This window comes from Paraburkholderia acidipaludis NBRC 101816 (genome assembly GCF_000684975.1).
Taxonomy (GTDB): domain Bacteria; phylum Pseudomonadota; class Gammaproteobacteria; order Burkholderiales; family Burkholderiaceae; genus Paraburkholderia; species Paraburkholderia acidipaludis.
On sequence record NZ_BAXZ01000029.1, the window covers coordinates 37,390 to 64,272 of the forward strand.

Consider the following 26,883-nt stretch of genomic DNA (forward strand, 5'->3'; position numbering starts at 1 on the left):
CCATCCGTGCGCCGACTCGATTACCATCCGACGATGGCGTCGTCAGCCGGAAAAGATAGTTTGCTACCAAATCGCATTCCGCCATCATCCCGCCGATGTCTAATCTTCATACTTTACGTCTGGCCGTCAGCAGCACGCTCGTAGTGGCCGCGCGCAAATGGCGCCGCACCAGCCATGGCGTTCTTGCCGCCTACAACGTCTCCGAAGCCTGCGCCGCGCCGCTCCTCACGGCCGGGCGCCTTGGCGAAGCGGTGCGCCAGGTCACGCTGGCCGAGCACGTAGGCATTGAAGGGCCTTCGCTCGTGCGCCTGCTCGATCAGCTCTGCACCGCAGGCCTCGTGCGCCGCGACGAGGATTCCGACGACCGCCGCGCCAAAACGATCACGCTCACCGACACCGGCCGCGCCGTCACCGAAAAGATGGAAGACGATCTGCGCTCGCTGCGCGGACGCGTCCTCAAGGGCGTGACGCGCGCCGACCTCGAAGCCGCCCTGCGGGTGCTGAACGCGTTCAACGCATCCGAAGCGGCAGACGCCGCACGCGACGCGTAAAGGCGGAGTGAACGGCGTCATGACCTACCCCACCGTGCGCGACTGGCTCTTCTCCGTCAAGACTTTCGCCGCCGCGATGCTGGCGTTGTACCTCGCGCTCTACTTCCAGCTGCCGCGGCCCTACTGGGCCATGGCAACCGTCTATATCGTCTCGAATCCGTTCGTCGGCGCAACGCGCTCGAAGGCGCTCTACCGGGCGCTCGGCACGGCCCTGGGCGCCTTCGCCGCGATCCTGCTCGTGCCGCCCTTCGTGGAGACGCCGTACCTCTTCAGCGTGATCGTCGCGCTGTGGACCGGCACGCTACTCTTCCTCGCGATCTCCGACCGCACCGCGCGCAGCTACGTCTTCATGCTCGCGGGCTACACGATGCCGCTCGTCGCGCTTCCTACCGTGACCGATCCCGCCACCATATTCAACGTGGCCATCACGCGCACAGAGGAAATCACGCTCGGCATCGTCTGCGCAAGCGTGGTGGGCAGCGTCATCCTGCCGAGCCGTCTTGCGCCCACGCTCATCGAGCGCGCGGACGCCTGGTTCCGCGACGCCGCGTTCTACGGCCGCGAAACGCTCTCGGGCCATCTCGCGGGCACCGCGCTCTCGGCCTGCCGCCAGCGGCTCGCGTCCACCGTCAACGGCCTCGAATTCCTGCTGAGCCAGCTGAGCTACGACCACACGCATCCGGAAATCCTCGAGCGCGCCGAATCGCTGCGCGGCCGCATGCAGCTATTCCTGCCGATGATGTCGGCGCTGGCCGATCCGCTCGTCGCGCTGCTGCTCGAACTGAAGGCCCGTCCCGAGGGCCTCGACGCATTGCTCGCCGACGCCGCGAAGTGGTTCGACGCCCCCCTGCCCAAACGCGCCGCCGACATGCAGGTCGAAGCGGACGACCCGGTCGCCGACGAACTGCGCGCGCGCATCAAGGCGCTGCAGCCGGGACGCGAGGCGCTTGCCAGCTGGGAGGGCGCGGTGCTCTCGAACGCGCTGTGGCGCCTCGGCCAGGTGATCGACGTGTGGCAGGACTGCCGCACGCTGCGCGCGCTGATCGCGCATCAAGCGGGTTCCTGGCTGCCGCGCTACCGGCACTGGCGCCTTGGCGGCACCGAACGCTTCTTCGACCGCGGCATGATGCTCATTTCGTGCCTCGTGCCGGTGAGCGCGATCGTGGTCGCGAGCGCGCTGTGGATCAGTTCGGGATGGCACGACGGCGCGGGCGCCGTCTCGCTCGCGGCCGTGGCCTGCAGCTTCTTCGCGGCGCTCGACGAGCCGGCGCCGATGGTCTTCAAGTTCTTCGCCGCCACCTGCGCCAGCGTGGTCTTCGCGGGGCTTTATCTCTTCGTCGTACTGCCGAACGTGCACGATTTCGAAATGCTCGTGATCATGTTCGCGGGCCCCTTCATCCTGGTCGGCACGCTGATCCCGCGCCCGCAGTTCAACATGGTGACGATGCTGGTCGCCGTGAACACGGCCACCTTCATCAGCATTCAGAGCGCTTACGAGGCCGATTTCCTGGTATTCCTGAACAGCAATCTCGCGGGTGTTGCCGGCCTGCTCTTTGCTTTTCTCTGGACGCGCGCCACACGCCCCTTCGGAGCCGAGCTCGCCGCGCGGCGCCTCCTGCGCTCCAGCTGGAGCGACGTCGCGCTCGCCGCCTCGTCGGCGCCTCTGGACGACCAGCGCAATCTCGCCTCGCGCATGCTCGATCGCCTGATGCAGCTGCTCCCGCGCCTCGCGGCCTCGGACGAGCACCGCCATCCGTCGATCGAAAGCTTTCGCGACCTGCGCATCGCGCTGAACTCGCTCGACCTGCGCCGCTCTCGCCACAAGCTCACCGGCGACGTGCCGGCGGCGATCGACCGGGTACTGGCCGACGTCAGCGCCTACTATGCGCGATGTGCCGAAAAGAGCGTGCGCGAGCCCGCGCCGCAGGCGCTGCGCGATACCATCGACGAAGCGTTCGGCCGCGTCCTCACGCACGAAGCCGCGCCGTCCATGCCTGCCGCCCCGACGCCGGGCAGCACGCCCGCAGGCGAGGCGCGGCGCGCGAACGCCTCGCAGCGCTGGCTGCGCGACACGCTGCACGCGCTCGTGGGCATGCGGCTGTCGCTCTTCCCGCACAATGCCGCGCAGCCCCCCGAGGCCTGTGTGGAGGCCAAGGCATGAGCGCGCGTTCCATCGCATCCCTTCCGGAGTCCGAATCATGATCGGCGAAATCGACATTCTCGGCGTGTTCGTGCCCGCCGTCCTCGTGCTCATGCTGATCGCGTACCTCATCAACGTCGTGATCGGCAAGGTGCTCACGCGCATCGGCTTCTACCGGCTCGTCTGGCACCGTTCCATTTTCGACCTCGGCATCTACGTGTTCGTGCTGGCCGCCGTCGTCATCGTCTCGCATCGCTACATGCCCTACTAACGTGAAAAAAACCTGGTTCTCCGCAGGACAGATCCTGCTGACGCTCATCGTCGTCGTGGTCGCCGCGCTCGTGTTGTGGCGCATCGTCAACTACTACATGTTCTCGCCGTGGACACGCGACGGCCGCGTGCGCGCCGACGTGATCCAGGTCGCGCCCGACGTAGGCGGCCTCATCACCTCCGTGCAGGTGGTGGACAACCAGCAGGTGAAGCAGGGCCAGGTGCTGTTCGTGATCGACCAGGCGCGCTATACGCTCGCGCTGCGGCTCGCGCAGGCCGCACTCGAGCAGCGAGAGGCAACGCTTGCGCAGGCGAAGCGCGAGTACGCGCGCAACCTCAAGCTCGGCAACCTCGTGGCGAGCGAAACGCTCGAAGAGAGCCGCACGCGTGTCGAGCAAGGCGAAGCCACGGTGGCCGACGCGCAGGTCCAGGTCGACACCGCGCGCCTGAACCTGCAGCGCACGACGATCGTGAGCCCGGTGGACGGCTATCTGAACGACCGCGCGCCGCGCGTGGGCGAATATGTTTCGGCGGGCCACGCGGAGCTCTCGGTCGTGGACATGCATTCGTTCCGCGTGGACGGCTACTTCGAAGAAACCAGGCTTTCCGGCATCCATATCGGCGAGCCCGTGGATATTCTGGTGATGGGCGAGCCGCATCCGCTGCGCGGCCACGTGCAGAGCATCGTCGCCGCCATCGAGGACCGCGACCGCCAGCCGAGCACGAACCTGCTGCCGAACGTGAATCCCGCCTTCAGCTGGGTGCGGCTCGCGCAGCGCATTCCCGTGCGCGTCGCGCTCGACGAGGTGCCCGAAGACTTCCGCATGATCGCGGGGCGCACGGCGACGGTTTCGGTGCATGAGCCGGAAAAGGACAAGAAGAAGGCTGCCGGTGCAAGCGCCGCGAGCGCTTCGAGCGGCGCCGTGGAAGCACAAGCCGCATCGGGCGCCTCGGGCCCGGCGCGCGCTACCGGAGCTTCGCAATGACGCGCCGCGGTCTGTGGCGCGCGCTCGCGCTCACGCCGATAGCGCTTGCGCTCGGCGCGTGCATGAACGTCGGCCCGAACTACAAGCTGCCGCAGGAGGCGGCCATCAACGCGCCGCTCGCGCAAGGGCCGATTGCAGGCGCGGAGAACGCGCCCGTCACACAGGGCGACGTGCCCGCACAGTGGTGGCGACTCTATGACGACCCCGTGCTCGACGATCTCGTGGAGGAAGCGCTGAAGTCGAATACGAGCCTGCGCGTGGCGGCGGCGAATCTCGCGCGCTCGCGCGCGGCCGTCGAAGTCGCCAACGAACAGGGCGGCTTCTCGGGCGGCGCGAGTGCCGCGTTCCAGCGCGCGCAGGTGTCGGGCGAGCAATATCTGCTGTTCAGCAAAGTGCCCGTCGCCACCCTGGGCGACCTTGGCGTGAATGTCTCTTACGAATTCGATCTGTTCGGCAAGCTGCGCCGCGGCGTGGAAGCCGCGCGTGCCGACGACGACGCGGTTCTCGCCGCTGCCGACCTCGCGCGCATCACGGTGGTCGCGGACGTCGTACAGGCCTACGTCGAATCGTGCTCGGCCGCGGAGGAACTCGCCGTCGCCAAGGAATCGCTGAAGCTGCAACAGGAGCGCGTGGCGCTCACGAAACGGCTGCGCGATGCGGGCCGCGGCAATCAGCCGGACGTGACGCGCGGCCAGACCCAGGCCGAAACCGTCGCGGCCGACATCCCGCGCTTCGAAGGTGAGCGCCGCATCGCGCAATACCAGCTCGCCATGCTGCTGGCCCGCGCGCCATCCGACCTGCCGCCCGCCGCGCTCTCGTGCACGCAGTTGCCGAAGCTCAAGCAGCCGATTCCGGTGGGCGACGGCGCCGCCCTGCTCAAGCGGCGTCCCGACGTGCGCGAGGCCGAGCGGCAGCTCGCGGCCGCCACGGCGCGCATTGGCGTGGCGACAGCGGAGCTCTATCCGTCGATCAGCTTCGGCGCGGGTGTGGGCACGATAGGCGTGACGGGCGACCTGTTCGGGCCGGCGACCAACAGCTGGTCGTTCGGACCGCTAATCAGCTGGACCTTTCCCGTCAACGGCCAGCGCGCGCGCGTGCAGGAAGCGCAAGCTGCGACAAGCGGCGCGCTCGCCCACTTCGACGGCGTGGTGCTCAACGCGCTACGCGAAACGCAGACGAGCCTCGCGACCTATGCCGCCGACGACCAGCGCACCGAAGCCCTGGTCGCGGCCTACGCTTCGGCACAGGAGTCGGCAGACGAAACGCATCGACTGTACGTGGCCGGACGCGAGTCGTTCCTCTCCGACCTCGACGCCACGCGCACGGTCACGAGCGCGCACGCTCAAGTGGCGGCGGCAGAGGGACAGGTGGCCCTCGATCAGGTGAAGCTCTTTCTCGCGCTGGGTGGAGGATGGCAGGCGCCCGACTCGAAGTAAGGGTGCATGGCAATGGCAATGGTGCGCTTCAAGGGGAGTCGGATGTTCCAGCGGGATCCTTCTCGCGCGCGCCATTGCAGCCGGTAGCTCGATCCGGCAGTTCGTTACGCCGCATGCTTGTGAGACTGTTAGTCGCGCTCAGTTCGACCAACACGAACAGCATGGCGACCGTCAACCCTACGAACACGTCTTCGACGACTTTCAGCGTTCCCATGATCGATCAAGTCTCGCCGTCGGTGAAATCAGGCAACCGGTGGCCTGAAGATACCTCCGCTGCCGATCGAGCCGCCATTGCTCGCTTCGAAGCGGCAGTGCAGACGCTCGATCCCATCCGGCAAGATCAGCGATGAGGCGACGTGCCCGCCATCGAGCACAGTGCCTTGAATACGGAATCGGCGTGGTCCGAGCAATAGCTTGTCAGACCATGCCATACATTCCCGTCGTAAGCGAATGCGGCAAGCAGTACGACAGCAATCAGCACGACGAGAAAAACCATCAACAACACGCCGGGACGGAACCGGGACGATTCCCCCGGTTGTTGAGGCGCCACGATTTCCGGCTCCGCGCTGAAGTGGGGCGAGCTCACTGTCGGCACCCCGGCGCTTAACCCCCGCAGTTCCTCGATCAGCGCCGCGAGACGATGGACCTTGATCTCGGCAGCCTGCCTGTCGAGATGTGCCTGCGTGATCTCCGTGTCAAGACGTTCTATCTTCTTGCGGAGACCTTCCACTTCTTCGACGGTGTGCCGGTGGATGACCTCGAAGTCTTCCACACGGGTAGGCGAATTGGATTGGCGTGCAGCGGATCCCCAGGACGGGGTGGACTGGACGTAGTAGCGGGTGTCACTGGCGGGCGTGAGCGTTCGTGAGTTGATCACGTTTTGGGTCGCTTTTAAACAAGGAAATATGGCGAGACCGGAGCGTACAGGAGTTTGATTCGCCACAGTGATAGCCATTGTTAAAAGTTGAGATTGCTCAACAATGGCGATTCTCAATTTCCCTGGTTTTAATTTCGTTCTGCGATATAAATGATTGACCCTTTTTTGTGCGCGTGCTCCCAGCGTGAACGGCCTACGCGTAGCCACAGTTTGGAACTTGTCCTACACAGCGCTCCAGACAACGTTGCTATTCTCATCTCGTTACTGAAAGAGATAGACGCAGAGATACGTTGTGAGCCCATTTTCCTTAATTGATAGTTCCCGACTCAAACTCGGAACGCATTCGGCAGTCAGGTCCGATAGCCGAGACACGAATAGAACGTCCCGCACGCGCTGGAACGGTCCTTTTTCCGATCTGAAGCGTCATCACCCCGGCCTGTTTGTCCTGTTTGGCGTGACCTTCTTCGGCATATTCGTCGTATTCCTGGCGCTTTCGGCATTTACCTTTCTGCTCGACTAGGAAGATCGCCGTGAACCCTATCGACTTGTTCGGCCGGGGCGCTCAGGAGATTCTGGTCAGCATGGCGATCACCGCCATCGTCGTCGTGGGTTTCAAGTGTCTTGGCATTCCCGCGACGGTCGATCCGGACATCCTGGTGGTCACGGCTCCAGCGGTCGCCGCCGCTGCAGCGCTCCTGTTCGGCGAACTGGTCGTTTCCACCGTCGTGCAGGCGGTCCGCCGCGACCGCTGGTTTCGCCAGAAAATCCGCCGCGCTACGTTGGCAGGACGAGCACTCGGTCTACTAGGCGGTATCTGGCTCGGCGTGGCACTGATCGCAGGTCCGCGATAACGCGGACCGCTCGCCCTCCAGGGGGTGGTGCAACTGCGATGCCCAACCGGCATCGCGCTCACGTGCCCCGCTGTCCCGATTGATCTGCTGCACGGAAAGACCCGAAGGAAACAAGCGTGTATCTGACGCGTGAACAACGTACTGCTCTGATAGAAACCGCTCTCCAGCTACAAGAGGGCGATTGCAGAATCGAAGCCATCGACGCGCTCGTCGCGCGTTTGCGCATTGAGAATCCTCTGGCTTTTCATTCCCGGGATTCCCTGATCGAGCGGGTATTCGTCTTCGAACCCGCGACCAATATCCCTCTGCGCAACTTCGTTCGCTCCGCAGACGCGAAAAAGCCGGCGAAGCCATCGCCCTCCCGTTGACTCTACCGTCCCGCTTTTCAGCGGGATACGCACCCATGGACAATCTAGTCAAGCTACACAGAGTCCCGGCCGAAGCCGACACTGCGGATCAAACGCAGAATGCCGGCCCGGAAGGCTCGCACCTGCAGCCCGTGATCGGAATCGGGGATCGCATAGGTCGGCTGCATGCCGTACCCGTCACGCGGGCACGCCCCGATTACACCAACATCGTGGCTGCGAGTATTGAAGAGGTCGAGCGACTCGAGACAGCGGCAGCCCTGCTGACGTTTCGCCAGTACTGCTCCTTTGACTACGCGGCTACCCTGTATTTCCACAGCGACGAACGGAACTTCTATACCACGCTGCACGTAGACAACCGGCTCTGGCGCGCAAGCAAAACCGCTATCCGCGGCGCTGCCGAAGCGGAGTTCCAATATCTGGTGAACCAGGTGACGCGTCTGGCGGAAGAGGAAGCACAGCGCGCCGAACTCGCTGCCGAAAATGCACAGATCACACGTTCGCTTTCGGAAGCCGAAGCCCAGCTCGAGCGCGTGCATAGCGACGTGCGGCGTAACGCGGAACTGAAGCAGGAGGTGGCCAACAGGCGGCAGGAAGCACACACGGAAATCGGCCGGCTAAAGGCACAGCGCATGGGGGCCCACGCTCAGCTTGGGCGTGCCCAGCGGTTGCTCCAGCAGATCGGCCAAACCCACGCCAAAGCGATACGCCGCTTCCCGGGGCGCGGTGATTGATTCCAGGGGCTTGCAGTGGCAAGCCCATCACGTCGATCACTCAATGGAATGCGCGTGGAATGCGGGTCACTCGGCCCGCACACAGTGCAACTTGTTGCGAGCCCGCCCGGCCACCAGACGTCCACCCAGCGGCATAGGCCCGCGATAACAACAAAGCAGCGCAGCAAAGCAACGCAACAGAACAACAACAGCGAAACAAGGGGCAAGGCAACGTATTCCCTGCCCACCTGCGCCACGATTACTGATAGACCAGCGAGTAGGTCACGTTCGTCGACACACTGCCCGGACCGGCGCCGCCCGCGGGCGAAGCATACTGCGCTGCGTACTTCAACGTGGCGTTGCCGCCGGAGGAAAGCGCAACAGCGTAGGAATTCTGCGAACCGTCCGGCTGGCTGGTGTTGATGGTATGCATGCCGCTGTTGTAGTCCACCAGCTGCACTTCCACTTTGGGCGCCGTGCCGTTGTTCACCAGATTGCCGTCAGGCAGCGTGTTCGCGCCTTGCCAGAACGTGCGCACATTGCCGGTTGCCGGCGTGCAGTTGGTCAGCGCAATGGTAAAGCCGGTAGAGCCGGCCGTCGAACCCGCCGCCGACAATGCAGAAGCCGACAGCGCCGGCAACTGGACCGAAAAGTTGTTGGTGCCCTGGCCGTTGCCGTCGATATTGCACGTAGCACCGGTCACCTGGCCGGTAAAGTTCAGCGAAGTGCTGTCCGCGTGCGCCGTGCCGGCAGCCAGACCCACCGTAGCGACCAGAGCCGCAATAGCGACCTTTTTCATTTCAAGAATTCCAGAATTGACATTGAACTGACAGAGCCGTAAGAAAAGACCCGCCGGAAGCGAAGCGGCGATCTGAGCATCGATGTGCGGCCCGCACCACGCCTCCTGATCCACCGCCCTAACTCCGGCCCGCCGATAAGGATGACAAACGTAATAGTCGGCCAACGTGACTTGGTCTGACTACTGGATTAGTCCGAAATGCGGCGGCATCTGATCCTTCGTCAGTGGTCGGATCGTCGAGAGACGACCCAAGGCATCGTCATTTGCGGCGGAGGTGGGCGGAGGCGTCGCCCGGAAGCCGGACGGGGGCGCGATAAGCCGGGGCAGCCCGGCCTCGCGATAGCAGATGGATGGACAACAATGTAGTCCCGGAGCTTGCGCGCCCCGGGTTGCCGGCCCGATCAGTTATAGCTGACCACGACCACCAGTGGCGTGCTGCCCGGCGTGGCGGACGCGGACTTCAGCTCCATCACGGCGCCGTGCTCGTCCAGCTTGTAATGCCCATCCGCATCCGGGGTGAGCTGCTTGCCGGCACGGTTCACCAGACTGACTGCAACCGTCCGGGAAACCGCCAGGTTGTCTTGGCGCACCGGATTGGCCGTCATCAGCGCGACATCGGCGGCCGGGGCGCTGCCGGGCGGTGCAACGAAGGATACCGTCGTACCCGACGCTCCGCCGTCATAGTCCAGGCTCGCTGTTCCGACAGCGGCTCGCCCCGCAGTTACCGCAATGTCGTACGCCGGAGCCAAAATCGCGCCGGTAAACGTAATGGTTCCGCCTTGCGCACAGGCCGGTACGGCAAACATCCCTGCCAGCGCGACCAGCCCAGCCGCGCCGGCCAGCCGGCGCATGGTTTGCTTATCAGTTTTCATGACGACCTCCGGATGAACGTCTACGCCTGCCCCCTATGGGCCCTACTACCCTGCGAGGTATTGCGGCATCGTTCTGGAAATCTTTAGGCAGTTATAGACACTGCCCCTTACGAAAACTGCCTGGCGCACCTTGCAAACGGATGAACGCTCAGGACTAGCGGGTAGCCACGCCGGCCGGCGTTCGGACCGGCGGCATCGCACCCGCCTTCGCCATCGCCCCCCGCACTTCGAACCGCACCGAATCTGTAGTCTGCCCGCGCGCATCCACCAGTTCCAGCACATGCCTGCCTGGCCACGGCAGCCACGCCACGCGCGCGGCCGTACCCAGTGGCCTGCCGTCTAGCCGCCACGTCACCTGTGTCGTCGATCCCGCCGCACGCTCGAACCACACGCGCTGGCGTGCGGCGGGGATGTCGGGGTCGAGCGCGAAGATCGTGCCGTCCACCGGACTGCCGATCTGCGCCGGCCCTCCGCTTGCGGCATTCGCCGCATCCGAAGCATTCGCAGCGAGCCCGACGTAAGGCGTAGCCGTGCCCGCGAGAAACCATTCGCTGCGCGCCGGTTCCAGCGCGTTGGCGAACGTGACGCGCACGCGCTCGACGCCGGGCGGCGCGGCAGGCGCCACGCTCGGCACGCCGCGATGCAGATAGCCGACGATCGCGGCCCACACCGGCGACGCGCCGCTCACGCCGGAAACGTCCCACATCGGCGAGCCGTCCGCGTTGCCCACCCATACGCCCACCGTGTAGCGCGAGGTGTAGCCCACCGTCCAGTTGTCGCGCATGTCCTTGCTCGTGCCCGTCTTCACCGCCGAAAACACGCGCGTGGCGAGCGGACTATCGAAGCCGAACGTGCGCGTGCGCGCGTTGTTGTCCGCGAGGACGTCGGTGACGATGAACGCTGCATCTCGACTGAATACGCGCTTGAACACACGCGTACCGGATGCGGCGGGCAGTTCGACGAGCGGGCTTGCCACCCCGCCGTTCGCCAGCGCCCGGTACGCGTTCGTCAGCGAAACGAGCGTGACGTCCGCACTGCCCAGCGCGAGGCTGTAACCGTAGTAGTCACCGCTTTCGTTCAGCGGCAGTCCGAGTGCCTTGAGCGTCTTCGCGAAGCGGTGCGGCGTGACCATCACGAGCGTGCGCACGGCGGGCACGTTCAGCGACGACCCGAGCGCCGTGCGCACGCTCACCCAGCCCTTGAAGCCCTTGTCGTAGTTCTGCGGCATGTAGAGGCCGCCGCCCGCGGCGAGGTCGAGCGGCGCGTCGTCGAGGAGCGACGCCGTGGTCACGCGCCGCTCCTCGATGGCCTCGGCGTAGAGGAACGGTTTCAGCGTCGAGCCCGCCTGGCGCAGCGCCAGCGCCGCGTCCACCTCGCGCGCCGCCGAGAGCGCACCCGACGAGCCCACCCAGGCCAGCACTTCACCTGTCGCGTTGTCGAGCACCACGGCCGCGCCGTCCTTCACGTTGCGCGGGTGGTCGGGCCGGTTCAGCTCGATCAGCGTGCGCGTGAGCGTGTCGCGCGCGAAGCGCTGCAGGTTGGCGTCGAGCGTCGAGCGCACGCGCTGGCCCGCCGCCGGATGCACGGCGCTCGCGACCTGCCGCGCGAAGTGCGGCGCGAGCGCGTCGGCGCCGTCGAATGCGGCGTAGTCGTCCGCCGCCGCAGGACGCGCGAACGCCATCTGCACGAAGCCGTCGAGATTGGCACAGCCACTCGCGTCGTTCAGATCGCGCAGGATGCGGCAGGCGCGGGCGGCAACCTTCGCGGACGGCGCATTCGGCGCGCGGATCAGCGCGGCGGCCACGGCGGCCTCGCGGTCGTCGAGGCCGGCGGGCGCCTTGCCGAACAGCGTCTGCGAAATGGCCGCGAGGCCCACGGTCTCGCCGCGAAACGGCACGAGGTTCAGATACGCTTCGAGTATCTGGTCCTTGCGCCAGCTGTGTTCGAGGCGCAGCGCGTCGACGGCCTGCACGGCCTTCTCGCCGAGCGAGCGCTGCCCCGAGCGCTTCGGACTGTCGTCGAGCAAGCCCGCGAGCTGCATCGTGACCGTGGAGGCGCCGCGCGTGCGCGTATTCCAGAGGTTCGCCCAGGCTGCGGCGGCCGCGCCGCGCCAGTCGACGCCGCTGTGTTCGTAGAACCGTTTGTCCTCCGAAACGACGATCGCGTCGCGCAGCGCAGGCGAAACGTCGGCGAGCGCCACCCAGTCGCCGCGCCGTGCCGTGCGCTCGACCCGCGTGCGCTGCAGCGGCGTGCCGTCGCGGGCGAGCAGCACCCAGTCGGAGCTGCGCCATTGAGCGCGGACGTCGTCGTACGAAGGCAGCGCGAGCGCCGGGACCGGCAGCAGTGCGATGCTCAGCACCGCCGCGGATACAAAGCATCGGGCACCCATCGCCGCTCCGCTCATCGGGCTTGCGGCGCGGGCTTCACGACGACCGGCGCATTCGGCAGGACACCGAACGTCGCGGGCGCGTACAGCGCCTCGACACGCGTGGGCGGCAGCCCGAACCTGCCCACGTTGTTGAGCCGCACCGTGTACTCGATCGACACCTTCCCCTTCGGCAGATAGTCGTAGTACGCGCGATAGCCGTCGAAATCGCGCTCCACGAACGCGGGCCACGGACCATCCTGCTCCTGTTTTTCGCCCTGCGTCGCCGCCGCCGAATCTCGCCCGAGGCCCGAACCGAGGATCGTCGCACCGGCCGGAACCGGATCGTTGACGACGACCCAGGTCATGTCGGTCTGCGCCTCGATGTCGAGATGCACGCGCAGCACGTCGCCGCGCGTGTAGGCGCCCTTCACCGCCGGTTCGAGCGGCGTGACGGTCTTCGTGATGCGGTAGCCCGCCGCAAACGGCGCGCGCAAGGGCACGGCGGCGAGGCTTTCGATCGTCGCCCACGGCTTGCCGCTGCCTGCCTGCGTGAGCGAGAGGGTGGCGTTCGAACGCGCCGCGGACCAGTCGAGCAAGGTGCCGCGCACCGCCGCCGCGCGCGTGGCCGCGTGTGCGGCCACTTCAGCGCCGGAGGCCGCGCCGGCCGGGGTAGCGCTCCACGAAACGTCGCGTTCGGCGCCGCCCAACTGGATCTTCGTCGTGCCGGTAACGGGCTCGCTTTCGAAAACGCGCGAGAAGCGCTCCACGGCGAGCGAGCCGTAGACGTTGGCCGTCGTCGTCTCCCAGGCCCCATTGCGCTGCATCGCGAGCAGTCCGGCCACGAGACGCGGCATCTCGTCCTTCCACGCCGGATTGTCGACCATCGCCAGCGCAAGACGCGCCGCATTCACCTGGGTGCCCGTCATGAGCCACCAGAGGTCGTCGTCGCTCGCGGTCGAGAACGTGAGCTGCGTGCCCTGATACGTGAGCCGGGCGCGCAGGATCTGTTCGAGCTGCGCGAGCCTGGCCTCGCGATCGGGCACGTCGCGCATGCGCGCGAGGCTCCCGTAGTAGTCGATCACGGCGGAGGTCGGCCACTGGTTCGGCGCGATTTCGATCGAGCCGAAGAGTTGCGCGTTCGCCGCGCCGTAGCGCGAGAGCGCCTCGATCGCCGCAAGCTTGCGCAGGTCGAGATCGCGGCGCGGCGCCCATGTGTTGCGCTCGATGCGGCCTTCCACGAAGCGCGTGAGGCCGTCTTCCATTTTCGCGCGCAGCGCGTCGGGGAGCGCAAAGCGCGGGTCGAGCTTCGCTGCCTCGTTGGTTACGGCAAGCAGATACGCGGTCAGCGTGGGGCTGCCGTGGCTCGCGCTGTCGTCGGCGGGCGGGAAGTAGTTCGCGAGGCCGTCGCCGTCCAGATAGACAGGCAGGTGCGCGAGCACCGCCTGCCAGCGGACCGGATCGCGCAGCCCCAGCGCCACCGAGGTCTGCTGTTCGAGACAACTGTACGGGTAGCGGTCGAACCAGCGCGTCACGCCGGGCAGGCCGTCCGCGAGCTTCGCTTGCAGCGATATCGCGATGCCGCCGCGCACGCGGCCTTGCTGCGTGACGCTCGCGTTCGCGGGCGGCGCCACCGGCAGGGAGAGCGTGCCGTCCACCTGCGCGAGCGTGGCCTGCTGCACCGTCACCGGCAGCGCGGCCGTGACGCGCTGCGTGAGCTTCACGGCGTCGGCGGCATGCGCTCCGCCCTGCTCCGCCGCGCTCACGTTCCAGACCAGCGCGGGCAGTTCGGCCTCGGCCAGTCCATCGGGCACTGTCGCCGTCCACGCGATCTCACGCGACGAATCGGGCGCGAGATCCACCGTCTGCGGCGCGAGCGCGAGCGGCGGCACGTTCGGCGTGACCACGACTTTCATCGCGCGCGCCGTGGTATTGCGCAGCGTGAACTGCGCGCGGAACGCATCGCCTTCACGCACGAGCGGCGGCAGACCCGAAATCAGTTGGAGGTCCTGAGTACTTTCGATCGTTGCGCTGCCGGTGCCGAAGCGCTCGGTCCCGCTCGCCGCCACCGCGACGATGCGAAAGCGCGTGAGCGAGTCGTTGAGCGGCACGTCCACGCGCGCCTCGCCCTTCGCGTCGAGCGTCACGCGCGGATTCCAGTAGAGCAGCGTGTCGAAGAGCTCGCGCGTCGCGGCGTGCCCGCCCCCGCCGCCCGCGGGCACCGCCTTGCGGCCGAAGTGGCGCCGGCCCACGATCTCCATCTGTGCCGTCGCGGTCTCCACGCCATAGGAACGCCGCTGGAACATTGCGTCGAGCAGATCCCAGCTCTCGTTCGGCATGAGCTCGAGCAGCGCCTCGTCGACGGCTGCTACCGCGATCTGCGTGCCGGCCGGCACCGGCTGGCCGTTCGGCAACTGCACGCGCAGCGCGACATGCGAGACGCCGCGCACGGCATAGCGCTTCGCGTCGGGCGTCACGCTCACGTCGAGCCGGTGCGCCGCCGTGCCCACACGGATCCGCGCGAGCCCGTAGCGATAGGCGGGCTTCGAGAGATCGACGAGCGGCGTGGGCGCCTCGTACTGGCGGCCTTCGTACCAGAACGCGCGTGCCCATTCGAGCGGCGCCTTCCAGCCCCATGTGAAGAACGAGTACCAGGGCACCTCGTGGATGCGCCCGCGCAAGGCGAGCACCGAAACATAGACGTTCGGCCCCCACTGGTCGCCCACCTTGAGCTCGACGGTGGGATCGCGGCCGTCGAGCTGCACGACGTGCGTTTCCATGATGCCCTCGCGCTCCACGGCGACGAGCGCCGTCGCAAAGCGGAACGGCATGCGCACCTGGAAGCGCGCGGTCTCGCCGGGCTCGTAGCTCGTCTTTTCGGGCAGCACGTCGATGCGGTCGGTGTTGTCGCCGCCGAACCACAGTTCGTCCTCGCGCGTGACCCACACGGAGGTGGTAGCCGTGGACGCGTGGCCGGCGCCGTCCGTGGCGGTCGCGATCAGGTCGATGTTGCCAGCCTCCCCGAGCTTCGCCTTGCACGTCAGCAGCCCGTGGTCGTCGCTTTTGCCGCTGCACAGCACGCCCAGGTCATGCGTCTGCGTATGGTTGTCGTAGGCGTAGAAGCCGCCCACCATGCGCTTGCGCGACGTGGTCGTGATGCGCGCCACGCCGCGCACTTCGAGCTTCACGCCCGCGCGCGGCTTGCCCTGCAGATCCAGCGCAAGCGCGGTGACGGGCACCGTGTCGCCCACCGACACCCAGCTCCCCGCCTTGATGCCCGCCACCACGGCGGCTGGCCACAGCGTGGCGCTGCCGCCTATCGTCTGCACTTCGCCGTTGGGGTCGGCGAAGGTCGCTTCGAGCGCGAGGCGCTTCGGCGTGTCGACGGTGGGCAGGTTCTTCAGCACCAGCGTGCCCGCGCCGTTGCGGTCGAGCGTGAGCGGTTCCTTGTCGGCGACGAGCCTGGCCGTTTCGGTATCTTCCTGGGCGGGGCTTTCGTCGTCGTCGGTCGCCTCGTCGCCTGCCTGCGCGGGTGTCCAGGGCGCGAAGCTGAAGTCGCTGAAGTCGTCCGTGAAGGCGGGCGTCAGGTCCTTAACGAGCGCCGAGACCTGCACCGGCAGATTGGCGGCCGCACCGCCCGAAACGTAGTCGATCTGCAGCGAGATCGGCGCTTCCCTGGCCGCGACGAGCGGCGAGGTCTTTTCGTTGCGCGCGCCCAGGGTCCCCTTGAACACGGGAAGACGGAATGCCTCCACGCGGAAGCTGCCGCTGTCGTAATTCATGTGGACGGCGCTGTCACTGTCATCGCCGCCGTTGTCGCCGTCCGTGTCGTCGCCGCTCTGCGCGGACGCATCGCCGTCGTCGAGCGAGACGTCGTACTCGCCCAGCTTCGCTTCGGCGGGAATCCTGAACGTCGACACCGCGGTATGGTCCGCGGACCACGTGAGCGGCAGATGATACGTCTGCCCGCTGCCCGCATGGCGAATCGTCACGCGGGTCGGATACTGCGCCGGAAATGCGAGGCCATGCATCGTCTCCGCGCGGATGAAGTGCTTCATCGAAACGGTCTCGCCCGCGCGAAAGAGCGGCCGGTCGAACACCGTATGAGCGCGCACGGTGGGCTCGAGACTCGTATCCGTGGGCACGTTGAAACGCCACGACTCGATTCCGCGATTCCAGTCGGACTGCACGAACGCCATGTCGGGCCCGGTCTTCGGATCGTCGATGCGCGCCGAGACGAAGAAACCGCTATAGCTGTCCTCGCCGCAGGTGCGGCGGTTCGCGAGTGCGCCCTCGATGTTCAGGAGTCCGTGCGTATCGGTCCGGCCTTGGGCGATCTGCTCGCCATTGCAGTCGGATACGCGCACGTCCGCGCCGGGCACCGGCTCGCCCTTGTCGAGTGTCGTCACCCAGACCACGCTGTTCTCGCGGCCTTGCTTGAAATGCACGCCCAGATTCGTGATGAGGACCGCCGTGCGCACGTACATCGGCACCGCTTTGCCAAGCAGGGACGCGCCGAGCGAAGGCGAGGCGAGCTCGATCACGTAGAAGCCGGGCTTTTGCACCGGAATGCCCACCACCTCGAACGGCCGCAACGACTTCGGATCGGCCTTGGGCAGCGTGAGGGTCTGCACGCCCGGCTGGCCCGCCAGCAGCGAAAGCGAGCGCACGTCGATCACACGCTCTTTCTTGCCGCCGCTGTCCGCGCTTTGGTCCGCACTTTGGTCCGAATCTCCGTCTGCCGAAGGCGGCACCACCACCGGCGACTTCGCGCGCGCCAGCAGACCGGACATCTGCTTTTCGATTGCCGACTCGGTCATGCCATAGGCGTCGAACGTCTCGACAAGGCGCATCCAGCGGCGCATGTCCGCGTCCGAGCCCACCGCCAGCTTCGAAAACCGCGCTTCGCCCGCATTGAGCCCCGCGACGTGCAGATCGGCCTCGACGTTACGCACCGTGACAGGCACGAGCGGCGGCATGCCCGGCTCCGCATAGCGTTCGATGATGCCGAAGGTGGACGACGAAAACTTCGCGAGCGGCGGCATGGGCGCGGTGGCTGCCTGCAGCGGGAACAGGTCGGCGTTCGAGAGCGGGCGGCCGCTTTCGTCCTTGAGCGCGGCCGGCACGAGCACCGTGAGTTGCGCGCGCTCGGGCAGCGGCGCGGCGAATTCGATGGTCGTGACGTCGTTGCCGGCCTCGTCCTTCGCGAAGGTCGGCGCGATCTCGCCGTTCGGGCCGCGCAGCCGGAAGCGCTCCGCGTCGGCATGCGAGACAGGCGCGCTCAGTTCGACGCGCACCGGGCGCAGCGGCGTACAAGGCGCCTTGGCATTCTCGCGCTCGCAACTGAACTTCGCCGTAAAAGGTTCGCGCACCGTGTAGTCGTAGCGGCGCTCCGTGTCGTTCGGCGTGCCATGCGGGCCCGCCACGCCCTTGCCGTAGACGAGCTGCATCTTCGCGCTCGAGGGCAGCGTCTGCTGGCATACGAGCGTGAGCACGCGCGCGCTGTCCTTGTCCAGCCGGAAATGCTTGAGGAGTGCCGCGCGAGCCGGTGCATCCACGCTGCGAACCGGAATGCGGTTGCCGAGCCCCTCGGACTCGCACCACACTTGCTGGCGCACCGAAGCGTCGGTGGCCGGCCCGTTGAGCGTCAGGACGAACGCCTGGTTCTCCTCGATCGTGCCGCCCCAGGGGCGCACGTCCACCGGAAACGGACCGCCGGTCGAAAACGCATAGCGGCGCGCACCCGTCACCGCATTGCCGGCCGTCGACTTGAGCGCGTCGTCGAGCGCGATGCTGCACTGCACGTCGGGCGGCAGATCGCTTTTGAAGTCCCACGCCCAGGTCTTTTCGTCGATCCAGCGGCCCTGCCCCTCGCCCGCAGCCGCGTCGCTGCACTGCACGTGCGCGGGGTCTTTCGCGTTCGCGGCGCCGAAGGCGACCATCGCCTCGTCGAATTTGATCACGACCTGGCGCGCCTGCGCGACCGTGCCGACCGGCGACACGCTCAGCGTGCGCGCAGCGTCGGCGCGCCAGGCGAAGAGCGCGCTTGCGCTCAGCATTGCGGCAAGCGCCGCCGTCCACCACCCGATTTTCTTTGCGTTATGGGTTTGCATCGACCGATCCCGTTGTTCACGTCCATGGCGTCTGGCTCGCCGTCGAGCGAGCGCTGCATCGTACCGCGCGGCACGGCGCCACGCGCCGTAACTGTCCGGTGCGCGCATCTTGCCCGCGAGATCGCGGAGTCGATATCGAAAAGACGGATCAGCCCGCGGTGTCCGCGGGAATGTGAAGGGGCATGTCGAGGGCGATGCGCGTCGCGCCCGGCGCCGACTCCACCACGAGCACGCCGCCCAGCCGCGTCGCGCGGGCGCGCATGCTGCGCATGCCGGCGCCGCCGTGCGCGGTGTCGGCGGCGTCGAAGCCCACACCGTTGTCGGTCACGGCGAGCTGCAGCGTCTCGCCGACACGCCGCAGCTCCACACTCGCCTGGGACGCCTGACTATGCTTGAGCACATTGGTCAGCGCTTCCTGCACGATGCGCAGCAGGTCCAGTCCGCGCGCGCCCGGCATGCGACAGCCCTCGATCCCTTCGAGCGTCCAGCGGCACGCCACGCGCTGGAGTTCGAAGAGCCGCATGAGGCGGTGCCGCAGCGATCCTAGCTGCCCCGCCAGCGCATATTCGCCGAGCTCCTGGCTCGACGCCGCGTCGATGATGATGCGCAGGTCGTCGCGCAGCTCCTTGAGGATCGCGAGCGAGCGGCCCTCGGGCAGCACGCCGGGCGCATATTCGTGCTCCGCGATGGCGCTCACGAGCGTGCCGCCCAGGCCGTCGTGCAGGTCGTGCGCGAGCCGCACGCGCTCGGCAAGCCGCGCATTCGCCACTTCGAGCTCGTGCTGGCGTGCGAGTGTCTGTCCCAGCTCGGTGCGCGCCGCGGCAATGCCGAGATTCAGTTCGTCGTTGAAACGCTCGACGCGGCGCAAGGTGGCGACAAAGCGCCAGGCGAGCATCAATGCCATCGACACCATCAGCAGTTGCGCGGTCAGCGCGGTGAAATAGAGGTTGTCGTCGAGAACGCCCACGAAGGCGAGCAGGTCGTGCAGACCCGCCGCGATGAAGACCGCAACGCTGGGCGCCACGATGCGCTGGTCGGGCCGGCCGTGACGCCAGGCGAACCACAGGAAAGCGCCGGAGGTCAGGAAGAAGTTGCAGGCTTGGCCGATCGTGAGGACATCACGCGTCGCGGCAACGAGACGCTCGGGCACCGCGACGATGGCAATCACCCCCACCAGCACGGCGGCCCACAACGCGAGTTCGAACCGGGGCAACCGTCGCTCGCTGTAGCGCAGGATAAACATCGTGAACGCCGCGCTGTAGACGATCAAGGCCAACGAATTGGCGCGCTCCCAGCCGCTCGTGCTCGCGAACGGCCAGGGCGTGGCTACCACCTGGTTGAGCGCCACCCACCACCAGGTGAACGACAGCACGCTGAACCAGCCGTAGGCGGCCTCGTCGCGCCGCATGAGCCACAGGGAGAAGAAAAAGCAGCCCAGGGTCGCCGTCACGGCAAGACTGAAGAGCTGCAGGTCGTAACGCACGTTCAGCGAGCGGGCGTGCACGGCGGCCAGCACCGCGGGGTCGCCCAGCGCGACGCCGCCCAGTCCCGGCTGATACGGCGCGAGCCCCGAAACGCGCACGAGCAGCGTGTTCTCGCCGGGATGCAGGAGCGGTGCAGGCAATAGCTCGTAGCGCGGCCTGTTCCAGGCGCGCGTAAGCGGCTCGACGAGCGAGGCGTCGCGTTCTAGCAGCGTGCCGTTCAGATAGACCGCCCCCGCCATGCTCAGATAGTCGATGGCCACGGCCAGCGGCTGCGCGCTCGGCGGCTGCTGCCAGGTGAGGCGATACCAGACCACGCCGTCGAAATCCGGCCAGCGCGAGGCCCATAAGTCGGGCAGTGCCACGCTCACCCAGCCCGTGGCGGGCGGCTGCTGCGCGTGCCAGTCGCTGCGGGCAGCCTCGATACGGGTAAAAGCAGGGGTAAAAGCAGGCGGGGAAGCAGCAGAACCGGCCGGCGCGGCGAACGCCGCATGCAGCCAGCATAAAAAGCAGATCAGGGCAGCCAGCCTTGCGTGCGCGCCTCGAAAACGGCCTGCGTGCGCGAATTGACAGCCAGCTTCTTGTAGATGTTCTTGATGTGGCATTCGACGGTCAGCCTGGACAAGGACAGCACCTCCGAAATCTCGCGGTTGGTGAGCCCCTTTCCCACCAGCCCGAGAATCTCGATCTCGCGCGGACTCAGCGACGGCCCGGGCGGCGCGGCCGGCACCCCGCTGCCGGCCCCTTCCGCCGCCCTCCCGGCTCCCGCCAGGTCGAGAATGCGCCTTGCCACGAACGGGTCGATCGGCGCGCCGCCGCGCAGCGCACTGCGAATCGACAGGGCAATCTCGATGTCGTCGCGTTCCTTGAGCAGATACCCCGTCGCCCCGGCCTGCAGCGCCGTGACGATGATCTGCTCGGTACTCCACGCCGAGATTACCAGAATCGGCAGCGCCGGATCATGGCGGAAAAGCTCGCGAATCAGGTCGATACCGCTGCCGTCGGGCAAGCCCACGTCGGCCAGCACCATCGCGAACGGCTGCTCGGCGAGCAGCGCCCGCGCGGCCGCGATATCGCCGGCGAACTGCAGGGCTTCGGCCTGATAGCCGAGACCGGTGAGTATGGCCGCCAGGCGCCGCTGGGTCGGCAGTTCGTCTTCGACGATCAGGAGCGGTCCGGGCAGGACGGATTCGGGCAGATCGGGCAGCGCTGGGTTCATGGCTCCGTGGCGAGACGCGGAAGCGAATGGCGTGGTGGGAACCCGCTGGTGCGGGCGACGGCGTTGGCTTCGCACCATTGTGCGCGCTCAACGAGCCGCCGTGCTGCCTTTTCCCGTGCCCCTACCTGATTCCAGGTATTGCCGCTCCCCCGCGCTGCGGTTCCAATCATCCCATCACAAAAGAACAGACCGTCGTGACCTGATGGCCGTGCAGGCCACGCGAAGACCCCACTCTCAACCGGTGCCGGGGCGGCAAACCGGTGCGGGCGATGTCTGCCAGTGACGAGACCATGGACTATGCAAAGAAAAACCGGCGTGCGATAAGCGCCACCGCATGCGAGGACCAGTACCGCCTGGAGCTGGCGCGCGGGGCTTCGCACATCGCGAGCACGCTCTCGGCCGAGAGCCGCGTGCATGCGATTGCCGAAGTCGTCGACGGCTTCGTGCTTCAGTACGGCGAAAACGATCTCGCCGTGTTTCTCGAAGTGCTCGCCAACCGGCTCACGCTGCGCGGCGCCAACGAGGCCGCCGCGGCAGTGGCCGCCGCCGCCCAGCGCACCCTGAAGCGCCGCCCCGCTGCCTCGCGCACTTGACGAGCCGCTCGATAAGTCCGCTCGACAGGTCGAGCCGGTCATTCACTCAGCGTGCGGCGCTGCGATAGCGTTCGGCCGGCTGCGACTGCGCGAAGTTCGCTCCCATGGCGAGCCGGGCCGCATCGAAGTCGGCCCATTGCCGTGCGTCCGGCAGCGGCGGAATCGTGACCGTCTCGCGGCGGTCGTAGCCTACCAGCGCGGCATCCACGAGGTCGCCCACTTCCATCACGCCCGTAAGCGCATTGACGTCCTTGCCGGCATGCGCCCAGATTTCGGTACGCGTTGCCGCGGGCAGCACGGCCTGCACGTACACGCCGTGTTCGCCGAGCTCGAGGTGCAGCCCCTGGGAAAGGAACAGCACGAACGACTTCGTCGCGCCATACACGCTCGTGCGGTACTCCGGCAGAAGCCCCAACACCGAAGCGATATTGACGATCGCGCCCTTGCCCTCGCGCGCGAAGCGCGGCGCGACGGCAGCGGCAAGGCGCGCCAGCGCGGTTACGTTGAGGTCGATGAGCTTGCCCACGGCCTCCGGCCCCTGCTCAACGAAGGTGCCCGGCAGGCTCGTACCGGCGTTATTGATAAGGATGCCGATGCGTTCGTCTTCAGCGAGGCGTTTTTCGACACGCACGAGGTCGGCGCGCTCGGTCAGATCGGCGCCGACAACCTCTACCTTCACCCCATCGCGCGTGCGCAGCCGCGCCGCCAGTTCTTCCATGCGCGCAAGGTCGCGCGCGACCAGCACGAGGTCATGGCCGCGCTGCGCAAAGCGGTCGGCATAGACGGCGCCAATACCAGTGGACGCACCCGTAATCAGCACTGCAGGACGATCGGACATCGTGAATCTCCTTCAAGAGTGAGATGATTTTACATGACAATCATCATGTATAAATTTATGATGATGGACATCATGTATAATGTCAAGCATTCGTCGATGCACACGTGGAGAGAACGATGAGGGTCAGCCGGGAGCAAGTGGCGCTGAATCGCGCGAAGATTCTGGAGGCAGCGGGCATGCTGTTCCGGGCGCGCGGCTACGACGCGGTGACGGTGGCCGACGTCATGAACGCCGCCGGGCTCACGCACGGCGGCTTTTATGGCTATTTCAAGTCGAAGGACGAACTGATCGCGCAGACGCTGGCTCACGTCTTCGCGCAGGGCGAAGCCGGCAACGCCGATCTCGCGCGCTTCGCGGCGGCTTATCTCTCGCCCGCGCACCGCGACGACGTGGCCGCCGGCTGCCCCACCGCGGCGCTCGGCGCCGAAACGGTGCGGCAAACGCCGGAGGCGCGCGCCGTCATGGCCGCGGGCCTGAAAAAGCAGATCGAGCGCTATAGCGCGGGCCACACGGGCAAGGAAGCCGCAAAGGCGCGCAGGAATGTCATTGGTGCCTGGTCGGCAATGTTGGGTGCCGTGATCCTCGCGCGCCTGATCGACGACCCAACGTTATCAGACGAAGTGCTCGAAGAAACGCGGGCCTGGATTGCCGATCACGGCGTCGGCAATCCGCACTGATATCCCACCCTGCGCACCAGGGGCCGCGGCGCGCCAATAAACACAAACGCCGCGCGAACCCTGAAGCTCGCGCGGCGCACCAAAGCCTGTCCGAAGCCCGACGTTGCGCCAGGCCCCGCTGGCCCCAATTAATGGCCGTTGTACACGCGCACCGGCGCCGAGTAGCTGCTGGCCGACGTATCGGCCGCACCGCCGCTTTGCGACGAACCGCCGGTAGCCGAGCCATAGCCGCTCGTCTGCTCGCCGTTCATTGCGTGCACACGCGCTTCGGCTGCCTGGATCTGGTCCGGATACGTGTGGTCGTTGGCTTGCGGGTGATAGCCGACTGCCTCGAGCTGCGCGAGTTCATTGCGCACTTGAGCGCGCGTGACCGCACCATTGTCCGATTGCGATTGGGCGAACGAAACAGCAGGAACTGCGAGAACGGCTGCGAGCACAACAGCCTTGATGAGCGATTTCATGGCACTACCTCCGAGAACTTGATTGTCGGTGCAGTTCTTTTCTGCATCCGTTGAGCACAGTCTAGAGAGGGATGGCGCCCAGATAAATGCCAGCAAAATGAAATCACTGTTTTCGCAGAACAGATAATCGCCTGCCTGGCAGGCCGTAGTTTTTATCGCTTTCTCTCATAAGCTTCTGCCAGGGAGGAATAAGGGACACAAACCCGACGCTGTCGGCACAGCCGGCGCATCATAGAAGCTCCCCGACGAGGGGGAGTGCCATGGCGACCTGGAAACCCGATCCGACGTTTTATCCGTCCGCGCGCATGGCGGGCGATGCACCGAAGGAAACACTCGCATATGTCGCGAGTTTCGACCCCAGCCGGCAGGTAGCGGATACGCTCGATGTCGTCGACCTCGATCCGGCATCCGCAGAATATGGCCGTATCGTCCACCGCCTGCCGATGCCCAACACCGGCGACGAACTGCATCATTTCGGCTGGAACGCGTGCAGTTCGTGCCTGTGCCCCAACGCTCCGCATGCGCATACGGAGCGCCGCTATCTCGTCGTACCGGGACTGCGTTCGTCACGCATCCATATCGTCGATACGAAGCCCGATCCGCGCAAGCCGCATATCGTGCGCGTGCACGAACCCGAAACCGTCGCGCGGCGCGCCGGCTACACGCGCCCGCATACCGTGCATTGCGGCCCCGAGGGCATTTATGCGACAGCGCTCGCCAATGCCGAGGGCGAAGCGCCAGGCGGCATCTTCCTGATGGACCACGAAAGCTTCGACATACTCGGCCAGTGGGAAATCGAGCGCGGCCCGCAAGAACTCGCCTATGACGGCTGGTGGCACCTGGGCTTCGACACCGTGGTCACGAGCGAATGGGGCCTGCCGGCCACCTTCGAGAACGGCCTCGTGCCCGAGGTGCTGCCAGGCGGCCGGTACGGGCACCGGCTACACTTCTGGGACCTGCACACGCGCCGCCACAAACAGACGCTCGACTTCGGCGCGGAAAATCAGCTCGTGTTCGAACTGCGGCCCGCGCGCAAGATCATCGAGATCCCCGCCGAGCCCGCGGACCTCGAGCTGCTGCCGCCAATGCTCAAAGGCTTCTGCGCGGTGCCGCCGCTCGTCACCGACATCGCGCTCTCGCTCGACGACCGCTATCTCTATGTTGCCTGCTGGGGCACGGGCGACCTGCGCCAATACGACGTGTCCGATCCGGAGCACGCGCGCCTCACCGGCAGCGTGCGCATAGGCGGCATCGCGGCGCGCGCGGCCCATCCGCATGCGCCTGAACGCGCGCTCAACGGCGGCCCGCAAATGGTGGAAGTGAGCCGCGACGGACAGCGCGTCTACTTCACGAACTCGCTCTACGGCGCGATCGACGAGCAGTTCTATCCCGATGACATCGACGGCTGGATGGTGAAGCTCGACGCCGCGCCCGGCGGCGGCCTCGCCTTCGACGAGCGCTTCTTCATCGACTGGCCGAAGTCGCACCGGCCGCATCAGGTCCGGCTGGAAGGCGGCGACTGCTCATCTGATTCGTACTGCTATCCATAATTTCGGGGCGCGGCATGACCAGCCTTCTCGATGCGCATTGGCCGATCTGGGCCGCCGTGGTGGGCAGCGGCATTTTCCACGGCGCGAACCCGGCGATGGGGTGGCTCTTCGCGACGGCACTCGGCCTGCAGCGCGGCAGCCGCACGGCCTTGCTGATGGCCCTGCCGCCCATCGCGCTCGGCCATGCCGCCTCGATCCCGCTGTTCACGACTTCCGCCGCGGCGCTCGGGGCATGGCTGCCGGAAGGCGGCCTGCACTGGATGCTCGGCGCACTGCTGATCGGCTGGGCCGCATGGCAGCAAGCCTATGGCCATCGGCATCGCGTGCGCATGGGCATAACGGCGGGTTTTGCGGGACTCGCCGCATGGTCGGCGCTGATGGCGACGCTGCACGGCGCGGGCTTGATGCTGATGCCCGCCTTGTTGCCGCTGTGCGGAGGCGCGCCCGGCGCCGCCGGCGCCGCGCATACGCTCACGGTCTCGCTGCAGTTCACGGCGCTGCATACGCTTGCTACGCTCGCCACGACGGCCGCCATCGCGCTCGCGGCCTATGAATACGTGGGGCTCGGTCTGCTGCGGCGCGGCTGGATCAATTTCGACTGGCTCTGGCGCGGCGCGCTGGTCGCCACCGGCACGCTCGTGATGGCGGCGGGTTGAGCGGGCGGGTCGAACAAAACGAACCGCGCACGCCGCGCGGCGCTCACGCGTTCGCGGGGAAATCGGCGCCGATGCTCACTTCACGCCATGCCTCGATCTCGGCCAGCGCCACACGCAAACGCTCCGACACCGCGCCTACGCCAAACGCCCCCAGCACGAGATGGCGCGGCGCTTGCTCCACTTCGGTCACGCGTATCATCGCCTGCGCCGCGCGCGCCGGGTCGCCCGGCTGATGGCCGCTGCCCTCGGCGGTGCGCTTCATGCGCGCGCCGGCGGTCTGCTCGTAATCGGCGATGCGATTCGGCGTCTGCACGAGCGAGCGCCCCGCCCAATCGGTGCGGAACGGTCCCGGCTCCACGCAGGTCACCTTGATGCCGAGCGGGCCGACTTCGGCGAGCAGCGCATCGGAAAAGCCCTCGACAGCATGCTTGGTGGCCGCGTAATAGCCCGAGCCTGGAAAGCCCACGAGCCCCGCCACCGACGTAATGCTGATCACATGCCCCTTGCGGCGCTCGCGCATGCCGGGCAGCACCGCGCGCGTCAGCGCGAAGAGGCCGAATACATTGGTGTCGAACTGTGCGCGAATCTCGCGTTCGTCGCCCTCTTCGATCGAGCTCTGGTAGCCATAGCCGGCGTTGTTCACCAGCACGTCGATAGCGCCGAATTGCGCGTGCGCGGCCTTCACGGCCGCATCGACCTGCGCGGGGTCGTTGACGTCGAGCGTCACGCGCAGCAGACGCTCGCCGGCTTCGGGCGCGAGATCTTCGAGGACAGCCTGGTTGCGTGCCGTCGCGACGCAACGCCAGCCGCGCGCGAGCACGGCGAGCGCGAGTTCGCGGCCAAAGCCTGTCGAACAGCCGGTGATGAACCACACCGGGGACGGGGTATTCGTAGCGGGGGTATTCGCAGACATGAATCGCCTCGTAAGAAAGGGGGGATGAGGGGCCAGGGAGCGGCCCGTGAGGAAGGAGCGCGGCGCGACCGATCAATCGATCATAGCGGCAGCGCAAGCGGCTTGCCCAAATCCGACCGGAGCGCGGCACGGACCCGGAGCGGCTGGCGCACAGCCG

At 66.7% G+C, this 26,883-nt stretch carries 23 protein-coding genes; 12 read left to right on the plus strand and 11 right to left on the minus strand.

The annotated features are described in order from the left end of the window. The first annotated feature begins 95 nt into the window (after window positions 1–95). From BAC01S_RS26525 to BAC01S_RS32670, 5 genes are read left to right on the plus strand one after another with little or no spacing between them, the layout of a single operon-like run. Entirely contained in the window at window positions 96–551 is a 456-nt protein-coding gene (locus BAC01S_RS26525) for a MarR family transcriptional regulator (protein ID WP_027797490.1), read from the plus strand. A 19-nt stretch (window positions 552–570) separates the two neighbouring features. Further along, window positions 571–2,712 (plus strand): FUSC family protein, encoded by a 2,142-nt coding sequence (locus BAC01S_RS26530; RefSeq protein WP_027797491.1) that lies wholly within the window; start codon window positions 571–573, stop codon window positions 2,710–2,712. 37 nt (window positions 2,713–2,749) lie between these two features. Continuing rightward, on the plus strand, window positions 2,750–2,962 hold the full coding sequence (locus tag BAC01S_RS26535) for a DUF1656 domain-containing protein (protein ID WP_027797492.1): 213 nt from the start codon (window positions 2,750–2,752) through the stop codon (window positions 2,960–2,962). A gap of 1 nt (window position 2,963) precedes the next feature. Continuing rightward, window positions 2,964–3,947, plus strand: coding sequence for an efflux RND transporter periplasmic adaptor subunit (locus BAC01S_RS26540; RefSeq protein WP_027797493.1), 984 nt, complete (start codon window positions 2,964–2,966; stop codon window positions 3,945–3,947). Beyond that, window positions 3,944–5,383, plus strand: a complete 1,440-nt coding sequence (locus BAC01S_RS32670; protein ID WP_043203785.1) for an efflux transporter outer membrane subunit — start codon at window positions 3,944–3,946, stop codon at window positions 5,381–5,383. The genes BAC01S_RS26540 and BAC01S_RS32670 overlap by 4 nt, the downstream gene beginning before the upstream one ends. 28 nt (window positions 5,384–5,411) lie before the next feature. Here BAC01S_RS32670 and BAC01S_RS26550 read toward each other — a convergent pair whose 3' ends face one another. Next, the gene (locus BAC01S_RS26550) at window positions 5,412–5,597 is read right to left on the minus strand and encodes a hypothetical protein (protein WP_027797494.1); all 186 of its coding nucleotides are present in this window, start codon (window positions 5,595–5,597) and stop codon (window positions 5,412–5,414) included. A gap of 126 nt (window positions 5,598–5,723) precedes the next feature. Further along, complete coding sequence (locus BAC01S_RS26555) at window positions 5,724–6,377, minus strand: hypothetical protein (protein WP_156954548.1); 654 nt, start codon at window positions 6,375–6,377, stop codon at window positions 5,724–5,726. A 413-nt stretch (window positions 6,378–6,790) separates the two neighbouring features. Between BAC01S_RS26555 and BAC01S_RS26560 the strand changes: the two genes are divergently transcribed. From BAC01S_RS26560 to BAC01S_RS32675, 3 genes are all read left to right on the plus strand, one after another. Beyond that, window positions 6,791–7,111 carry a hypothetical protein gene (locus BAC01S_RS26560; RefSeq protein ID WP_027797496.1) on the plus strand — a complete coding sequence of 107 codons (321 nt, stop codon included), beginning with the start codon at window positions 6,791–6,793 and terminating at the stop codon, window positions 7,109–7,111. Between the two features lie 116 nt (window positions 7,112–7,227). Further along, window positions 7,228–7,479 (plus strand): hypothetical protein, encoded by a 252-nt coding sequence (locus BAC01S_RS34885; RefSeq protein WP_245616687.1) that lies wholly within the window; start codon window positions 7,228–7,230, stop codon window positions 7,477–7,479. Window positions 7,480–7,514: 35 nt separating this feature from the next. Beyond that, window positions 7,515–8,210, plus strand: a complete 696-nt coding sequence (locus BAC01S_RS32675; RefSeq protein ID WP_052408849.1) for a DUF2968 domain-containing protein — start codon at window positions 7,515–7,517, stop codon at window positions 8,208–8,210. 238 nt (window positions 8,211–8,448) lie between these two features. Here the strand turns inward: BAC01S_RS32675 and BAC01S_RS26575 are convergent, their stop codons facing one another. The 6 genes from BAC01S_RS26575 to BAC01S_RS26600 all read right to left on the minus strand — a co-directional run bounded on the left by BAC01S_RS26575 (window position 8,449) and on the right by BAC01S_RS26600 (window position 21,038). Beyond that, window positions 8,449–9,102: a fimbrial protein gene (locus tag BAC01S_RS26575; RefSeq protein WP_245616688.1), complete on the minus strand. Its 654-nt coding sequence runs from the start codon at window positions 9,100–9,102 to the stop codon at window positions 8,449–8,451. A gap of 287 nt (window positions 9,103–9,389) precedes the next feature. Then, entirely contained in the window at window positions 9,390–9,860 is a 471-nt protein-coding gene (locus BAC01S_RS33425; protein ID WP_027797498.1) for a hypothetical protein, read from the minus strand. Window positions 9,861–10,014: 154 nt separating this feature from the next. Then, window positions 10,015–12,249 carry a penicillin-binding protein 1C gene (gene pbpC, locus BAC01S_RS32685; RefSeq protein ID WP_245616689.1) on the minus strand — a complete coding sequence of 745 codons (2,235 nt, stop codon included), beginning with the start codon at window positions 12,247–12,249 and terminating at the stop codon, window positions 10,015–10,017. 11 nt (window positions 12,250–12,260) lie between these two features. Continuing rightward, a complete protein-coding gene (locus BAC01S_RS26590; RefSeq protein ID WP_027797499.1) occupies window positions 12,261–18,338 on the minus strand; it encodes an alpha-2-macroglobulin family protein in 6,078 nt (2,025 codons plus the stop codon). A 148-nt stretch (window positions 18,339–18,486) separates the two neighbouring features. Then, on the minus strand, window positions 18,487–20,184 hold the full coding sequence (locus tag BAC01S_RS32690) for a sensor histidine kinase (protein ID WP_245616690.1): 1,698 nt from the start codon (window positions 20,182–20,184) through the stop codon (window positions 18,487–18,489). 149 nt (window positions 20,185–20,333) lie between these two features. Continuing rightward, window positions 20,334–21,038, minus strand: coding sequence for a response regulator transcription factor (locus tag BAC01S_RS26600; protein WP_027797500.1), 705 nt, complete (start codon window positions 21,036–21,038; stop codon window positions 20,334–20,336). A gap of 269 nt (window positions 21,039–21,307) precedes the next feature. On the opposite strand from BAC01S_RS26600, the gene BAC01S_RS32695 reads away from it, so the two are divergent. Next, window positions 21,308–21,631 carry a hypothetical protein gene (locus tag BAC01S_RS32695; RefSeq protein WP_245616691.1) on the plus strand — a complete coding sequence of 108 codons (324 nt, stop codon included), beginning with the start codon at window positions 21,308–21,310 and terminating at the stop codon, window positions 21,629–21,631. 46 nt (window positions 21,632–21,677) lie between these two features. Here the strand turns inward: BAC01S_RS32695 and BAC01S_RS26610 are convergent, their stop codons facing one another. Further along, window positions 21,678–22,469, minus strand: coding sequence for an SDR family NAD(P)-dependent oxidoreductase (locus BAC01S_RS26610; protein ID WP_027797501.1), 792 nt, complete (start codon window positions 22,467–22,469; stop codon window positions 21,678–21,680). A gap of 116 nt (window positions 22,470–22,585) precedes the next feature. Here BAC01S_RS26610 and BAC01S_RS26620 point away from each other — a divergent pair, with 116 nt between their 5' ends. Beyond that, window positions 22,586–23,146: a TetR/AcrR family transcriptional regulator gene (locus BAC01S_RS26620; protein WP_027797502.1), complete on the plus strand. Its 561-nt coding sequence runs from the start codon at window positions 22,586–22,588 to the stop codon at window positions 23,144–23,146. Window positions 23,147–23,274: 128 nt separating this feature from the next. Here BAC01S_RS26620 and BAC01S_RS26625 read toward each other — a convergent pair whose 3' ends face one another. Beyond that, window positions 23,275–23,607 (minus strand): DUF4148 domain-containing protein, encoded by a 333-nt coding sequence (locus BAC01S_RS26625; RefSeq protein WP_027797503.1) that lies wholly within the window; start codon window positions 23,605–23,607, stop codon window positions 23,275–23,277. Window positions 23,608–23,867: 260 nt separating this feature from the next. Between BAC01S_RS26625 and BAC01S_RS26630 the strand changes: the two genes are divergently transcribed. Then, a complete protein-coding gene (locus BAC01S_RS26630; RefSeq protein WP_027797504.1) occupies window positions 23,868–25,157 on the plus strand; it encodes a selenium-binding protein SBP56-related protein in 1,290 nt (429 codons plus the stop codon). Window positions 25,158–25,171: 14 nt separating this feature from the next. Continuing rightward, window positions 25,172–25,813, plus strand: coding sequence for a hypothetical protein (locus BAC01S_RS26635; protein ID WP_027797505.1), 642 nt, complete (start codon window positions 25,172–25,174; stop codon window positions 25,811–25,813). 43 nt (window positions 25,814–25,856) lie between these two features. Here BAC01S_RS26635 and BAC01S_RS26640 read toward each other — a convergent pair whose 3' ends face one another. After that, window positions 25,857–26,726, minus strand: coding sequence for an oxidoreductase (locus BAC01S_RS26640; RefSeq protein ID WP_043203792.1), 870 nt, complete (start codon window positions 26,724–26,726; stop codon window positions 25,857–25,859). Between the last annotated feature and the right edge of the window lie 157 nt (window positions 26,727–26,883).